The sequence below is a fragment of the Pseudomonas sp. BN417 genome (assembly GCF_029871205.1).
Classification (GTDB): Bacteria; Pseudomonadota; Gammaproteobacteria; order Pseudomonadales; family Pseudomonadaceae; genus Metapseudomonas.
Genome location: NZ_SSOJ01000125.1, coordinates 1 through 14213, shown reverse-complemented (window position 1 = coordinate 14213; position 14213 = coordinate 1). Strand labels below are relative to the sequence as shown.

The 14213-nt window shown below is 66.2% G+C and carries 13 protein-coding genes; 10 read left to right on the top strand and 3 right to left on the bottom strand.

All coding sequences use genetic code 11. The features are described 5' to 3' along the window. The 6 genes from E8F11_RS15930 to E8F11_RS15905 all read left to right on the top strand — a co-directional run bounded on the left by E8F11_RS15930 (position 1) and on the right by E8F11_RS15905 (position 5874). Positions 1-1209 (top strand): cytochrome c, encoded by a 1209-nt coding sequence (locus E8F11_RS15930; RefSeq protein ID WP_280289806.1) that lies wholly within the window; start codon positions 1-3, stop codon positions 1207-1209. Positions 1210-1223: 14 nt separating this feature from the next. Then, complete coding sequence (locus tag E8F11_RS15925) at positions 1224-2195, top strand: XdhC family protein (RefSeq protein ID WP_280289805.1); 972 nt, start codon at positions 1224-1226, stop codon at positions 2193-2195. A 161-nt stretch (positions 2196-2356) separates the two neighbouring features. Continuing rightward, entirely contained in the window at positions 2357-2926 is a 570-nt protein-coding gene (locus E8F11_RS15920; RefSeq protein WP_280289804.1) for a nucleotidyltransferase family protein, read from the top strand. Between the two features lie 346 nt (positions 2927-3272). Further along, a complete protein-coding gene (locus E8F11_RS15915; protein ID WP_280289803.1) occupies positions 3273-4712 on the top strand; it encodes a cytochrome ubiquinol oxidase subunit I in 1440 nt (479 codons plus the stop codon). Between the two features lie 3 nt (positions 4713-4715). Continuing rightward, positions 4716-5723, top strand: coding sequence for a cytochrome d ubiquinol oxidase subunit II (gene cydB / locus E8F11_RS15910; RefSeq protein WP_280289801.1), 1008 nt, complete (start codon positions 4716-4718; stop codon positions 5721-5723). A 10-nt stretch (positions 5724-5733) separates the two neighbouring features. Continuing rightward, positions 5734-5874 carry a DUF2474 domain-containing protein gene (locus E8F11_RS15905; protein WP_280289799.1) on the top strand — a complete coding sequence of 47 codons (141 nt, stop codon included), beginning with the start codon at positions 5734-5736 and terminating at the stop codon, positions 5872-5874. Between the two features lie 149 nt (positions 5875-6023). Here the strand turns inward: E8F11_RS15905 and E8F11_RS15900 are convergent, their stop codons facing one another. Further along, the gene (locus E8F11_RS15900) at positions 6024-7148 is read right to left on the bottom strand and encodes a class I SAM-dependent methyltransferase (RefSeq protein WP_280289798.1); all 1125 of its coding nucleotides are present in this window, start codon (positions 7146-7148) and stop codon (positions 6024-6026) included. Positions 7149-7231: 83 nt separating this feature from the next. Here E8F11_RS15900 and E8F11_RS15895 point away from each other — a divergent pair, with 83 nt between their 5' ends. After that, complete coding sequence (locus E8F11_RS15895) at positions 7232-8008, top strand: ferredoxin--NADP reductase (RefSeq protein ID WP_280289797.1); 777 nt, start codon at positions 7232-7234, stop codon at positions 8006-8008. A 39-nt stretch (positions 8009-8047) separates the two neighbouring features. Here E8F11_RS15895 and E8F11_RS15890 read toward each other — a convergent pair whose 3' ends face one another. Beyond that, on the bottom strand, positions 8048-8293 hold the full coding sequence (locus E8F11_RS15890; protein WP_280289796.1) for a cbb3-type cytochrome c oxidase subunit 3: 246 nt from the start codon (positions 8291-8293) through the stop codon (positions 8048-8050). Continuing rightward, positions 8286-9722 carry a cytochrome-c oxidase, cbb3-type subunit I gene (gene ccoN, locus E8F11_RS15885; RefSeq protein WP_280289795.1) on the bottom strand — a complete coding sequence of 479 codons (1437 nt, stop codon included), beginning with the start codon at positions 9720-9722 and terminating at the stop codon, positions 8286-8288. The genes E8F11_RS15890 and ccoN overlap by 8 nt, the downstream gene beginning before the upstream one ends. A gap of 267 nt (positions 9723-9989) precedes the next feature. Between ccoN and E8F11_RS15880 the strand changes: the two genes are divergently transcribed. The 3 genes from E8F11_RS15880 (at position 9990) to E8F11_RS15870 (ending at position 13962) form a co-directional block, all read left to right on the top strand. After that, on the top strand, positions 9990-11660 hold the full coding sequence (locus tag E8F11_RS15880) for a nitrite/sulfite reductase (RefSeq protein ID WP_280289794.1): 1671 nt from the start codon (positions 9990-9992) through the stop codon (positions 11658-11660). Continuing rightward, positions 11657-12133, top strand: a complete 477-nt coding sequence (locus tag E8F11_RS15875; protein WP_280289793.1) for a DUF934 domain-containing protein — start codon at positions 11657-11659, stop codon at positions 12131-12133. Before E8F11_RS15880 ends, E8F11_RS15875 begins: the two co-directional genes overlap by 4 nt. 275 nt (positions 12134-12408) lie before the next feature. After that, complete coding sequence (locus E8F11_RS15870; protein ID WP_280289792.1) at positions 12409-13962, top strand: TerC family protein; 1554 nt, start codon at positions 12409-12411, stop codon at positions 13960-13962. Positions 13963-14213 lie beyond the last annotated feature (251 nt).

The following is a 14213-nucleotide window of genomic DNA, read 5'->3' as shown; positions in this document are numbered from 1 at the left end:
ATGCGCGCGCTTCTACTCGCGGCACTGCTGTCCCCCCTGGCCGCCCAGGCGGCGGACCAGGTGCTGATCGAACGCGGCAAGTACCTGGCCAATGCCGCCGACTGCGTGGCCTGCCACAGCATCGAAGGCGGCGCCGAGTACGCCGGCGGCCTGCCGCTGGTGTCGCCGTTCGGCACCATCTACGGCACCAACATCACTCCGGACAAGGAGCACGGCATCGGCCACTACAGCGCCGACGACTTTTTCAAGGCGGTGACCCAGGGCGAACGCAAGGATGGCAGCAAGCTCTATCCGGCGATGCCCTATACCTCCTATCACCTGCTGAAGCGGGAGGACTCCGACGCCATCTACGCCTACCTGATGAGCCTGGAGCCGATTGCCAAGCCGAGCCCGAAGACCGACCTGGCCTTCCCGTTCAACGTGCGCTTCGGCATGACCTTCTGGAACATGGTCTACAAGAACCGCGTGCAATTGCTGCCGGCCGACGGCAAGGGCGAGGAATGGCAGCGCGGCCAGTACCTGGTGGAAGTGCTTGGCCACTGTGGCGAATGCCACACCCCGCGCAACGCCGTGGGCGCCCTGCAGCAGGACCTGCGCATGAGCGGCGGTGAGCTCCTCGGCTACCAGGCGCCCAGCCTGCTGGCCGACGACCTGGCCGAACGAGGCTGGACCACCGACGACCTGGCCACCTTCCTCAAGCACGGCATCAGCGCCCAGGGCTCGGTGTTCAACGAGATGTACCCGGTGCTGCACCACAGCACCCAGTACCTGCCCCAGGACGATCACCGCGCCATGGCCACCTACCTGCTCGGCGAGCAGCCACCGGCACCGCGCAAGATCGCCGCGGTGGCCGAGGACAAGCTGGGCGAAAGCGCCGCCCGCGGGCGCCAGGACTACCTGAATGTCTGCGCCGGCTGTCACGGCGCGGCGGGGGAGGGCGTGCCCCATGTGGCGGTAGCGATGAACGGCAACACCACCCTGCGCCTGGCGGACTCGCGCAACCTGCTGCGGGTCATCGACGACGGCATCCGCGAGCAGCAGTTCACCGGCTTCGAACGGATGCAGCCGATGCCCGGCTTCAGGGATAAACTCGACGACAGCCAGATGCGCGACCTGCTCAACTACCTGCGCCAGACCTGGGGCGGCCTCGACAGCGAGGTGACCCCGGAGCAGGTGGCTGAGCTGCGCGGCGAAGTCCAATCCCACTAACGGCGAGTTTTCCCATGCAACACCTTGATCTGCTGGTGGTGCGCAAGGCCCTGGAATGGTCGAGTTCCGGCCAGCGTGTGTGGCTCTGCACCGTACTGGCCACCTATGGCTCGGCGCCCCGCGCGCCGGGCTCCCTGCTGGCGGCCAATGCGTCCGGCCACTGGATCGGCTCGCTGTCCGGCGGCTGCGTGGAGGATGATTTCCTGGAACGCCTGGCTGCCGGCGCCTTCCCCGAGCCCGTCCGGATGGTGCGCTATGGCGACGGCAGCGACGAGCGCTCGCAGATCCGCCTGCCCTGCGGTGGCGTGCTGGAAGTGCTGGTGGAGAACCTGCCGTCCGACTGCGACGTTCAGGCCCACCTGCGCGAGCTGGAAAGCGCCCTGGCCGGTCAGCGCCGGTTGATTCGCGAAGTCTCGCTGCCCGATGGCGGGCGCCGGTTGTTGCCGGACCACGAGCAGGGCCCCCGGGTGGAGCGCCTGGGCGATCTGCTGCGCCTGCGCGTCGGCGCGGCCCAGCGCCTGCTGCTGGCGGGCTATTCCACGGTGGCCCAGGTTTGCGCCGAGTTCGGTCAGAGCCTGGGCTTCGAAGTGGTGCTCTGTGACCCCCGCGAGGAAGCGCTTCAGGGCGTCGAACTGCCCGGCGTGGAAATCCGCCGCGAACTGCCCTCGGAATTCATCCGCCTGGGCGGCTGCCATGCCGATACCGCCGTGGTCGCCCTGACCCACGACCCGAAGATCGACGACCTGGCAATGATCGAGGCCGTGCGCACCGAGGCCTTCTACATCGGCGTGATGGGCTCCATGGCCACCAGCAGCAAACGCCTCGAGCGCCTGCGCCGGGTCGGTGGGCTGAATGAACCGGAAATCGCCCGCATCATCGCCCCCATCGGCCTCAACCTGGGCAGCAAGACCCCGTCCGAGATCGCCCTGGCGGTGCTGGCGGACATCCTGCGGGTGCGCAATGGGATTGCGCGGGATAGGCTTTGAGGCCTGTTGCCAGGCCTTGCCTGTTCTTGTGGGGGCGAATTCATTCGCTAAGGGCAGCGCAGCTGCCCCCATGGATTCGGTAGGGCAGACCTCCGGCCTGCTTAGCGAATGAATTCGCCCCCACAGTGTCCGAGTCCGCAATGGCAACCCGGAGTTGATGCATGCCCAACGTCACCGCCCTGATCCTCGCCGCCGGTTTCGGCACCCGCTTCGGCAGCGACAAGCGCCGCGCCACCCTGGCCGACGGTCGCACCCTGCTGGCGGCCAGCCTGGAGGGGGCGTTGCGGGTGTTCGACGACGTGCACCTGGTGCTGCGCCCGGAGGATGACCCGGCCTCGCTGGGGCTGCCGGACGGATGCAGCATCATCCTTTGCGAAGATGCCGGGCAGGGCATGGGCCATAGTCTGGCAGCGGGTGTGCGGGCGTTATCCACAGACCCGGCCGAGGCCATCGCCGTGCTGCTCGGTGACATGCCCTGGATTGCCGAGCCCAGCCTGCGCACGTTGGTGGCCAGGGCCGACGCCGCGCGCATCGTCTTCCCGGTCCACCAGGGCGAACGCGGCCACCCGGTGCTGTTCGGCCGCGACTTCTGGCCCGAGCTGCAAGCGCTCAGCGGCGACGAAGGCGCCCGCCGGGTGTTGCGCACCCACGCCTCGGCCTGGATAGCGGTCGATGTCGACGACCCGGGTGTGCTGCGCGACGTGGACAGCCCCGAGGCTCTCGAACCGTAGGTTGCGGCAGAGCGCAGCGAAGCCCAACGATCCCGGGTTGGTGCGCATGTTGGGCTTCGCTTCGCTCAGCGCCAACCTACAAGGGCGCCAACCCATCCTGCGGCGGTCGGCCGCGCGGCAACCTGTCGCGCGGCAACGAACCACAGCTTCCAAAATGCCTCGACCGGCTAATCTCTAGGCATTGCTTGATCCGCGTCAAAATACCGGGCGCGGATCTGTGAAGGGCCGGCCTGGTCCACATCCAGTCGCAGCAGACCCCAGAAGAACAATTCGGCCCTGCCTGGCTCCAGACCCCATGGAGCCGCGCGTGGGGCATACCCGTATCAATCTGATTAGAGGATTCGCCATGTTCGGATTGGAGGCTCTCGATCTCGCCCGAATGCAGTTCGCCTTCACCGTGTCCTTCCACATCATCTTTCCGGCCATCACCATTGGCCTGGCCAGCTACCTCGCGGTGCTGGAAGGGTTGTGGCTGAAGACCGGGCAGGAGGTCTACCGCGACCTCTATCACTTCTGGTCGAAGATATTCGCCGTCAACTTCGGCATGGGCGTGGTCTCCGGCCTGGTCATGGCCTACCAGTTCGGCACCAACTGGAGCGCCTTCTCCGACTTCGCAGGCAGTGTCACCGGGCCGCTGCTGACCTACGAGGTGCTCACCGCCTTCTTCCTCGAGGCCGGCTTCCTCGGCGTCATGCTGTTCGGCTGGAACCGCGTGGGGCCGAACCTGCACTTCTTCGCCACGGTGATGGTGGCCATCGGCACCATCATCTCCACCTTCTGGATCCTCGCCTCCAACAGCTGGATGCAGACCCCGCAAGGCCACGAGATCATCGACGGCCGTGTGGTGCCGGTGGACTGGCTGGCGGTGATCTTCAACCCGTCCTTCCCCTACCGCCTGCTGCACATGGCCACCGCCGCCTTCCTCGCCACCGCCTTCTTCGTCGGCGCCTCGGCGGCCTGGCACCTGCTGCGCGGCCGAGACAACCCGGCAATCCGCAAGATGCTCTCCATGGCCATGTGGATGGCCCTGCTGGTGGCCCCGGTGCAAGCCTTCATCGGCGACCTGCACGGGCTCAACACCCTCAAGCACCAGCCGGTGAAGATCGCCGCGATGGAGGGCCACTGGGACAACAGCAGCGGCGAGGCCACCCCGCTGATCCTCTTCGGCTGGCCGGACATGGAGCGCGAGGAAACCCGTTTCAAGGTGGAGGTTCCCTACCTCGGCAGCCTGATCCTGACCCACAGCCTGGACAAGCAGGTGCCGGCGCTGAAGGAGTTCCCCAAGGAGGACCGCCCCAACTCCACCGTGGTGTTCTGGTCCTTCCGCATCATGGTCGCCCTCGGCCTGTTGATGATCCTGGCCGGCGTCTGGAGCCTGTGGCTGCGCTGGCGCGGTGGGCTGTTCGGCTCGCGGCCCTTCCTCTACCTCTGCCTGTGGATGGGGCCCTCGGGGCTGATCGCCATCCTCGCCGGCTGGTTCACCACCGAGATGGGGCGCCAGCCCTGGGTCGTCTACGGGTTGATGCGCACCGCGGACGCGGTGTCCAACCAGAGCGTGACCCAGATGAGCCTGACCCTGGTGACGTTCGTGGTGGTGTATTTCCTGCTATTCGGCGCGGGCCTCGGCTACATGATGCGCCTGGTGCGCAAGGGCCCGGTCACCGACGAAGGCAAGGAACAGGGCATCGGCGGCCCTGGCCAGCACCGCACCCCCGCGCGCCCGCTCTCCGCGACCGAAGAGGGCATGGACGATGACGACACCGCTGCAATCGAGGGGAGGAACTGAACCATGGGCGTCGACCTTTCGCTGATCTGGGCCATCATCATCATCTTCGGCGTGATGATGTACGTGGTGATGGACGGTTTCGACCTGGGCATCGGCATCCTCTTCCCCTTCGTCAAGGACGATGGCGAGCGCGATGTGATGATGAACACTGTCGCGCCGGTCTGGGACGGTAACGAAACTTGGCTGGTGCTGGGCGGCGCGGCGCTGTTCGGCGCCTTCCCCCTCGCTTATTCCGTGGTGCTCTCCGCCCTCTACCTGCCGCTGATCCTGATGCTCCTGGGGCTGATCTTCCGTGGCGTGGCCTTCGAGTTCCGCTTCAAGGCCCGGCCGGAGAAGCGCCACCTGTGGGACAAGGCCTTCATCGGCGGCTCCATCGCCGCCACCTTCTTCCAGGGCGTGGCGCTCGGCACCTACATCGAAGGCCTCCCGGTGGTGGACCGCACCTTTGCCGGCGACTCACTGGACTGGCTGGCGCCCTTCCCGCTGTTCTGCGGCCTGGGCCTGATTGCCGCCTATGCGCTGCTCGGCTGCACCTGGCTGATCATGAAGACCGAAGACCGCCTGCAACAGCAGATGCACGACCTGGCGCGGCCGCTGGTGCTGGTGTTGCTCGGTATCACCGGTATCGTCAGCATCTGGACCCCGCTGGCCCATGCCGATATCGCCGAACGTTGGTTCAGCCTGCCCAACCTGTTCTGGTTCATGCCGGTGCCGATCCTGGTGCTGGTGTGCACCTGGGCCCTGCTGCGCGCGGTGGCGAACAACGCCCACCATGCGCCCTTCGTGCTGACCCTGGTGCTGATCTTCCTCGGCTACAGCGGTCTCGGCATCAGCCTTTGGCCCAACGTGGTGCCGCCGTCCATCTCCATCTGGGACGCGGCGGCGCCGCCGCAGAGCCAGGGCTTCATGCTGGTGGGTGCGCTGTTCATCATCCCCTTCATCCTGATGTACACCGCCTGGAGCTACTACGTGTTCCGCGGCAAGGTGCGGGTGGAAGATGGCTACCACTAGGAGCGTCGCCATGGACGAGCCGGAAAAGAAACCCCTGTGGCAGCGCCTGGGCTGGCTGGTGGGCATCTGGGCCCTCAGCGTGCTGGCCCTGGGCGCGGTGGCCTACCTGCTGCGGATGGTCATGACGGCGGCGGGGTTGAGTACGCACTGACTGGAGTCCGAGCGGACTTCAATCACCCTCACCCCCGGCCCCTCTCCCGGAGGGAGAGGGGTGACTCACGCCGGCCTGCCCCTTGCGCGGACAGCCCCCTCTCCCTCTGGGAGAGGGTTGGGGTGAGGGAAGCCAGGCCATGCTCGGACTTACTTGGTCGCCTTGAGCACCACGAACTTCGGTGTCGCCGCCACCTGCTCCACACCGCGGAACAGGCGCTTGAGCTTGGCGTGGTAGCCCAGATGGCGATTACCCACTATCCACAGCTCGCCGCCCTTCACCAGGGCATTGCGCGCCTGGACGAACATGCGCCAGGCGAGGAAGTCGCCCACCACCTGCTGCTGGTGGAAGGGTGGATTGCACAGCACCAGATCCAGGGAGTGCGCCGGCTGTTCCGCCAGGCCGTCGCCGGCGCGGATATCCGCCGGGCGCTCGCCCAGGGCCGCCCGCCAGTTCTCCCGCGCCGACTGCACGGCCATATAGGACTCGTCCACCAGGGTCATCTCGGCTTGCGGGTTAGCCAGGGCATAGGCGATGCCCAGCACCCCGTTGCCGCAGCCCAGGTCCGCCGCGCGGACGGCCGCCAGGCTGCGCGGCAGGTGCGGGAGGAAGGCGCGGGTGCCGATATCCAGGCCTTCGCGGCAGAACACGTTGGCGTGGTTGGTCAGGGTCAGGCGAGGCTGATCCAGTTGGTAGCGCGTGGGGTAGGGCGAGGCCACGGCGGGTTTATCCACAGGCGTGGCGATCAGCAGGCGGGCCTTCTTCATCGCGAGTGAGGGCTGCATCGGGCCGATGTACTTCTCCAGCAGGTCGCCGGCGGCGTGGGGCAGGTGCTTGACCATGCCGGCGGCCACCACCGTGGCGCCCGGAGCCAATTGGCCATGCAGGCGGATCAGTTGCTCTTCCAGCAGGGCCAGGGTCTTGGGCACGCGGATCAGCACCCGGTCGAACGGACCGTCCGCCCGCTCGCTGGCGGGCACGAAGCGCACCGCTGCATCGTCCAGGCCATTGCGCGCCAGGTTGCGCTGCAGGGCGATATGCCCCAGGTGCGAATCGCCGCTGCTGGTAACCCGGGCGCAGGACGCCAGGCTGGCGGCCAGGGCGCCGAAGCTGTCGTTCAGTACCAGGATGCGCGTGTCGGCTGTGATGCCCTGCTCGTGCAGGTGATTGAGCAGGTATTCGTCGGCGGCGTCGAAGGCTTGCAGCGGGTCGTCCTGCTGCTCGGGCTGACGCACCAGGTCGAGCTGGGCAAAAGGCGTAGCGAATATAGGCATAAGAACCAGCGGTGTTTCTGAAGACCGCTTTGCGAGACACTGGAGCGGTCTTGGAAAGAATCGGAAAAGGATGGGAGCGGAGTATGACCGCCAGCGAAGAGAAGTTCACCCGTCAGACCCTGCTGGATGTGCAGACCCTGACGCCCAGCCTGTTCACCCTGCGCACCACCCGCGATGCGGGCTTTCGCTTCCGCGCCGGGCAGTTCGCCCGCCTGGGGGTGACCAAGGCCGACGGCAGCACCGTCTGGCGCGCCTATTCGATGGTGTCGGCGCCCTATGACGAACACCTGGAGTTCTTTTCCATCGTGGTACCCGGTGGCGAATTCACCAGCGAGCTGAGCCGCCTGCAGGAAGGCGACACCCTGATGGTGGACAAGCAGGCCTTCGGCTTCCTCACCCTGGACCGTTTCGTCGACGGCCGTGACCTCTGGCTGCTGGCCACCGGCACGGGCCTCGCGCCCTTCCTCTCGATTCTCCAGGACCTGGAAGTCTGGGAGCGCTTCGAGCGCATCATCCTGGTCTACAGCGTGCGCCAGGCCGCTGAGCTGGCTTACCAGGAGCTGATCGCCGAACTCAAGGACAAGGAGTATCTGGAAGGGGTGGCGGACAAGCTGCTGTTCATCCCGGTGGTCACCCGCGAGGAAGTGCCCGGTGCGCTGCACGGGCGCATCACCACCTTGATCGAGAACGGCGAGCTGGAGCGCGCCGCCGGCCTGGAACTGACCCCGGAACATTCCCGGGTGATGCTCTGCGGCAACCCGCAGATGATCGATGACACCCGCGCGGTGCTGAAGACCCGCGACATGAACCTGAGCCTGAGCCGCCGGCCGGGGCAGGTGGCGGTGGAAAATTACTGGTAAGGCAGGACTGCCTTGGCTTTCTCTTGTGGGGATTCCCCCTCAGGCCTCGATTTCTATTCGCCCCGCACAACTCCCATCACACCTTCCCGGACAGCTGCACCCCGTGCTGCTGCGCCCGGTGGCGTGTTCCATGCGGCGGGCGACGGGCTCGTCATCGGCGAAGGGCAGCATGGTGGCTTCGTCCAGCTGGCGCTGGCTCCTGCCACCCAGGCTGGTCTGGGTGGCGAGGTAGAAGAAGGCCAGGGCACTCAGGCTGAGCAGGGCGTAGGCGCTTTCGCTATCCATGGGCCACCGCCTGCGGCACGGCTTCGGTGGTGCGGGCATTGCCCACCCGCACCGTGCGCCAGGTGTTCCAGGCCATGAGGAACATGCCGGTGAGGAAGAACACGCCGCCGATCATGCGTACCACGAAGCCCGGATGGCTGGCCTCCAGCGCCTCGACGAAGGAGTAGGTGAGGGTGCCGTCCTCGTTGACTGCACGCCACATCAGGCCCTGGGTGATGCCGTTGACCCACATCGAGGCGATGTAGAGAACGGTGCCGATGGTGGCGAGCCAGAAGTGCGCGTTGATCAGGCCGACGCTGTGCATCTGCGCGCGGCCCCAGAGGCGCGGAATCAGGTGGTAGAGCGAGCCGATGGTGATCATCGCCACCCAGCCGAGAGCGCCGGCGTGTACGTGGCCGATGGTCCAGTCGGTGTAGTGGGAGAGGGCGTTGACGGTCTTGATGGCCATCATCGGGCCTTCGAAGGTGGACATGCCGTAGAAGGCCAGGGACACCACCAAAAAGCGCAGGATCGGGTCGTCGCGCAGCTTATGCCAGGCGCCGGAGAGGGTCATCATGCCGTTGATCATGCCGCCCCAGCTGGGCGCCAGCAGGATGATCGACATCACCATGCCGAGGGACTGCGCCCAGTCGGGCAGGGCGGTGTAGTGCAGGTGGTGCGGGCCGGCCCAGATGTACAGGGTGATCAGCGCCCAGAAGTGGACGATGGACAGCCGGTAGGAATACACCGGACGCCCGGCCTGCTTGGGGATGAAGTAGTACATCATCCCGAGGAAACCGGTGGTGAGGAAGAAACCCACGGCGTTGTGGCCGTACCACCACTGCACCATGGCGTCGGTGGCGCCGGAGTAGACCGAGTAGGACTTGAACCAACTCACCGGGATGGCCAGGTGGTTGACCACGTGGAGCATGGCGGTGACCAGGATGAAGGCGCCGAAGAACCAGTTGCCGACGTAAATGTGCTTGGTCTTGCGCTTCAGGATGGTACCGAAGAAGACCGCCGCATAGGCGACCCAGACGATGGCCATCCACACCGCGCCGGTGAATTCCACCTCGGCGTATTCCTTGGTCGAGGTCAGCCCCTGGGGCAGCGTGACCAGCAGGATCACCACCAGCGCCTGCCAGCCCCAGAAGGTGAAGGCCGCCAGCTGGCCTCCATAGAGCCGCGCCTGGCAGGTGCGCTGCACCGTGTAGTAGCTGGTGGCGAATAGGGCGCCGCCGCCGAAGGCGAAGATCACCAGGTTGGTGTGCAGCGGGCGCAGGCGGCCGAAACTGGTCCAGGGCAGGTCGAGGTTCAGATCCGGCCAGACGAGCTGGGCGGCGATGAACACCCCCATGCCCATGCCGACGATGCCCCAGACCAGGGTCATCAGGGTGAATTGGCGAACCACCTTGTAGTCGTAGGTCGGTTCCGGGATTGCGCTGTTCATGTGCGGGCCTTTCGGTTGGAAGACTGAGCGGCCGCCATTCTGAAAAGCCCTGCGAAAAGGAAACAGACTCAGATCAAGGCACTTTTTAGTGTTCAGATAGAGATGGCACCCTGTAGGAGCGAGCTTGCTCGCGAACCGTAGCCATTCGCGAGCAAGCTCGCCCCTACAGCTCAGTCTGATACGGTTTTTCGTGTCGAACCTGAAGCTGTTTTCGTCTTGCCCGCGTGGTCATAGTGAAGGCCCCCGCCCGCCTTGCTGGAGCCTGCGATGTACCACTACGACGACTACGACCGCGCCCTGGTGCAGGAGCGCGTCGCGCAATTCCGCGACCAGGTGGCGCGGCGTATCAGCGGCGAGCTCACCGAGGAGGAGTTCCTGCCACTGCGGCTGCAGAACGGCCTCTACCTGCAGAAGCACGCCTACATGCTGCGGGTCGCCATCCCCTACGGCACCCTTTCGTCGAACCAGCTGCGCTGCCTGGCGCGGATCGCCCGCGAGCACGACCGCGACTACGGCCACTTCACGACCCGGCAGAACATCCAGTTCAACTGGATCGAGCTCGCCGAGGTGCCGGACATTCTCCAGCAACTGGCCGAGGTGGAGATGCACGCCATCCAGACCTCCGGCAACTGCGTGCGCAACATCACCACCGAAGCCTTCGCCGGGGTGGCCGCCGACGAGCTGCTGGACCCGCGCCCGCTGGCCGAAATCCTCCGCCAATGGTCGACCATCAACCCGGAATTCCTCTTCCTGCCGCGCAAGTTCAAGATCGCCCTGTGCGCCGCCGAGGAAGACCGCGCAGCGATACAGATGCACGACATCGGCCTCTACCTCTACCGCGACGACGCCGGTGAAATGCGCCTGCGGGTGTTGGTGGGTGGCGGCCTGGGGCGCACGCCGATCCTCGGCCAGCAGATCCGCGACGGCCTGCACTGGCGGCACCTGCTGTCCTATGTCGAAGCCATCCTGCGGGTCTACAACCGCCACGGGCGGCGCGACAACAAGTACAAGGCGCGGATCAAGATCCTGGTCAAGGCGTTGGGTATCGAGGCCTTCGCCCGCGAGGTGGAAGCCGAGTGGCAGCACCTGAAGGACGGCCCCGCCGAGCTGACCGAGGCCGAATACCAGCGGGTCGCCGCCAACTTCGACACGCCGCCCTACGCGCGGCTGGACGACACCGACCTGGGCTTCGGCAGCCACCTGGCGCAGGATCCGGAGTTCGCCCGCTGGACGGCGCGCAACCTGCAACCGCACAAGGTGCCGGGCTACGCCTCGGTAGTGCTCTCCACCAAGCCGGGGCCCGACGCCCCGCCTGGGGACGTGACCGCCGCACAGATGGAAGCAGTGGCGGACTGGGCCGAGCGCTTCGGCTTCGGCGAGATCCGCATCGCCCACGAACAGAACCTGGTGTTGCCGGACGTGCGCAAGGCCGACCTGCACGACCTCTGGCTGCGGGCCCGCGAGCAGGGCCTGGCGACGCCCAATATCGGCCTGCTCACCGACATCATCGCCTGCCCCGGCGGCGACTACTGCTCGCTGGCCAACGCCAAGTCCATCCCCATTGCCCAGGCCATCCAGGCACGCTTCCCGGACCCGGCCGCGCTGCAGGAACTGGGCGAGCTGAGCCTGAACATCTCCGGCTGCATGAACGCCTGCGGCCACCACCACATCGGCAACATCGGCATCCTCGGCGTCGACAAGGGCGGCAGCGAGTGGTACCAGATCACCCTCGGCGGCGCCCAGGGCATGGATAGCGAACTGGGCAAGGTAATAGGCCCGTCCTTCAGCGCCGCAGAGGTGCCCGAGGTCATCGTTCGCGTGGTGGACACTTTCCGCGACTACCGCGAGCCGGAGGAGCGCTTCGTCGACACCGTGCGGCGCATCGGCCTGGAGCCCTTCAAGGAGCGGGTCTACGCCAAGGCGGAGGTGCCGGCATGAACAACCTGATCAAGCTGCTGGATGGCCAGGCGCGCCTGGTGGACGACCCCTGGACCCTGGTGCGCGAGGCGCAGGAGCCGCTGCCGGCAGGGCCGCTGATCCTGCCCATGGCGCTCTGGCGCGAGCGTGGTGGAGTCGACGGCCTGCTGCTGCAGCCGGATGACGAGGTGGAGGAGTTGGTGCCCTGTCTCGTCGGGCTGCCTCTGATCGCCATCGACTTCCCCAGCTTCCGCGATGGCCGTGGCTACAGCCAGGCCTACCTGCTGCGTACCCGCCTGGGCTGGCGTGGCGAGCTGCGAGCGGTGGGCGACGTGCTGCGCGACCAGCTCAGCCATATGCGCCAGTGCGGCTTCGATGCCTTTGCCGTGCGCGAGGACAAATCCGCCGAGGATGCGCTCAAGGGGCTGGCTGGGGTGAGCGTGCTCTACGGACGTTCTGTCATAGAGCCGAGGCCCTTGTTCAGACGCCGTTAAGAGATTTCATACATCATTGGTAAAGATTTCCGGCTTAAAGCCGGCAATTTTCTGACCTAGCATTCGCAGTTCGTTTATCCGAACCGGAAACCAATGAACAGCGATTGTTGCAAGCCGCCTCCTGCGCCCCAGGGGGCGGCATCCCATCCCTCCGGCGCCCCGGCGCGCCAATCCGAATCGCAGCGCCCCGCTGCACGCTCCCCGCACAGGTCGAAGCAACGCCAGCCGGCGCAGCTCGCGCGCGCCCGTAACTTTCCCCCGAGAGCCTGACCCCCATGGAATGGATAGCTGATCCCACGGCCTGGTTGGGCCTCTTGACCCTGATCGTCCTGGAAATCGTCCTGGGCATCGACAACCTGGTGTTCATCGCCATCCTGGCGGACAAGCTGCCGCCCCATCAGCGTGACCGCGCGCGGCTGTTCGGCCTGTCGCTGGCGCTGATCATGCGCCTCGGACTGCTGGCCAGCATCTCCTGGCTGGTGACCCTGACCGAGCCGCTGATCGACATCTTCGGCAAGAGCTTCTCCGGCCGTGACCTGATCATGCTGGGCGGCGGTGTGTTCCTGCTGTTCAAGGCCACCATGGAGCTGCACGAGCGCCTGGAGGGCCGCGTCCATAGCCAGGGCGGCAGCCGTACCTATGCCCTGTTCTGGCCGGTGGTGGCGCAGATCGTGGTGCTGGACGCGGTGTTCTCCCTGGACGCGGTCATCACCGCCGTCGGCATGGTCGAGCACCTGGAAGTGATGATGATCGCGGTGGTCGTTTCCATCGGCCTGATGATAGTCGCGAGCAAGCCGCTGACCGCCTTCGTCAACGCCCACCCGACGGTGATCATGCTGTGCCTGGGCTTCCTGATGATGATCGGCTTCAGCCTCACCGCCGAAGGCCTGGGCTTCCACATCCCAAAAGGCTATCTGTACGCCGCCATCGGCTTCTCGCTGCTGATCGAGGCCGCCAACCAGCTGGTGCGCTGGCGCCGCAAGCGCCACCTGCAGGGCGGCCGCGACCTGCGTGAACGCACCGCCCATGCGGTTCTGCGTCTGATGGGCGGGCGCAGCGTCGAGGCCGAAGAGGTGGGCGAGGAGATCGCCGACCTGCTGGGCGGCAACGATGCTGGTGCAGTGCCCTTCGACCGCCGCGAACGGATCATGATCAGCGGCGTGCTGGGCCTGGCCGAGCGCCCGATCCGCACCCTGATGACCAATAGGGGAGAGGCGGAGCGCATCGACCTGGATGACCCGCGCGAGGCCATCCACGATGCCCTGCTGCGCTCATCCCACTCGCGCCTGCTGGTGATCCGTGGCGGCGATGTCGACGAGCCCCTGGGCTACGTACACAAGAAGGAACTGTTGCGCGAACTGCTGCAGGGCGAGGACCCGGATATCGAGCAACTGCTGCGCATCCCGCCGAACCTGCCGGAAAGCGCCTCGGTGCTGGGTGCCCTGGAGGAAATGCGCAAGGCGTCGACCCACGTGGCCTTCGTGGTCAATGAGTTCGGTGGCTTCGAGGGCCTGCTGACCATGACCGATATCCTCGAGTCCATCGCCGGCGAACTGCCTGATGCCAGCGAGATGGACGGCCTGGATATCGAGCCCTGCGAGGACGGCTGGGCCGTCAGCGGCGCGGTTAACCTGAGCCTCCTGGGCGAGCGCCTGGGCTTTTCGGCCAAGCCCGGGGAGGACTACCAGACCCTGGCCGGCCTGGCCATGAGCCTGCTCGACCGCCTGCCGGTGACGGGCGACTCCCTGGAGTTCGCCGGCTGGCAGCTGCAGGTGATCGAGGTGAAGGAGCGGCGGGTGAACCGGCTGCTGCTGAAACCGCTGGCGTAGGTTGGGAGGCCTTGTAGGGGCGAATTCATTGGCTATGTCTGCGTTAGCTGTTGCAGCACCGAATAGAGGCGTCTAGCACGGTTCTTTCAGGCCTCCACACCGGCCTGACACATCCCTCACCCCCGCCCCTCTCCCAGGGGTAGAGGGGTGACTCGCGCCTGACAGGACGCGGCAATCCTGACGCCTGGTCATTGCCTGAACCTGTGCAGCAGAGGTGGGGCAGCGACTCTGCCCCGTCAGAAGGCCGAGCG

Bases quoted from the DNA above. Each gene is read 5' to 3' on its own strand.
- E8F11_RS15870 (WP_280289792.1), top strand. From the start codon at position 12,409: ATGGAATGGATAGCTGATCCCACGGCCTGGTTGGGCCTCTTGACCCTG.
- E8F11_RS15930 (WP_280289806.1), top strand. From the start codon at position 1: ATGCGCGCGCTTCTACTCGCGGCACTGCTGTCCCCCCTGGCCGCCCAG.
- E8F11_RS15920 (WP_280289804.1), top strand. From the start codon at position 2,357: ATGCCCAACGTCACCGCCCTGATCCTCGCCGCCGGTTTCGGCACCCGC.
- E8F11_RS15880 (WP_280289794.1), top strand. From the start codon at position 9,990: ATGTACCACTACGACGACTACGACCGCGCCCTGGTGCAGGAGCGCGTC.
- ccoN (WP_280289795.1), bottom strand. From the start codon at position 9,722: ATGAACAGCGCAATCCCGGAACCGACCTACGACTACAAGGTGGTTCGC.
- E8F11_RS15905 (WP_280289799.1), top strand. From the start codon at position 5,734: ATGGACGAGCCGGAAAAGAAACCCCTGTGGCAGCGCCTGGGCTGGCTG.
- cydB (WP_280289801.1), top strand. From the start codon at position 4,716: ATGGGCGTCGACCTTTCGCTGATCTGGGCCATCATCATCATCTTCGGC.
- E8F11_RS15875 (WP_280289793.1), top strand. From the start codon at position 11,657: ATGAACAACCTGATCAAGCTGCTGGATGGCCAGGCGCGCCTGGTGGAC.
- E8F11_RS15890 (WP_280289796.1), bottom strand. From the start codon at position 8,293: ATGGATAGCGAAAGCGCCTACGCCCTGCTCAGCCTGAGTGCCCTGGCC.
- E8F11_RS15915 (WP_280289803.1), top strand. From the start codon at position 3,273: ATGTTCGGATTGGAGGCTCTCGATCTCGCCCGAATGCAGTTCGCCTTC.
- E8F11_RS15925 (WP_280289805.1), top strand. From the start codon at position 1,224: ATGCAACACCTTGATCTGCTGGTGGTGCGCAAGGCCCTGGAATGGTCG.
- E8F11_RS15900 (WP_280289798.1), bottom strand. From the start codon at position 7,148: ATGCCTATATTCGCTACGCCTTTTGCCCAGCTCGACCTGGTGCGTCAG.
- E8F11_RS15895 (WP_280289797.1), top strand. From the start codon at position 7,232: ATGACCGCCAGCGAAGAGAAGTTCACCCGTCAGACCCTGCTGGATGTG.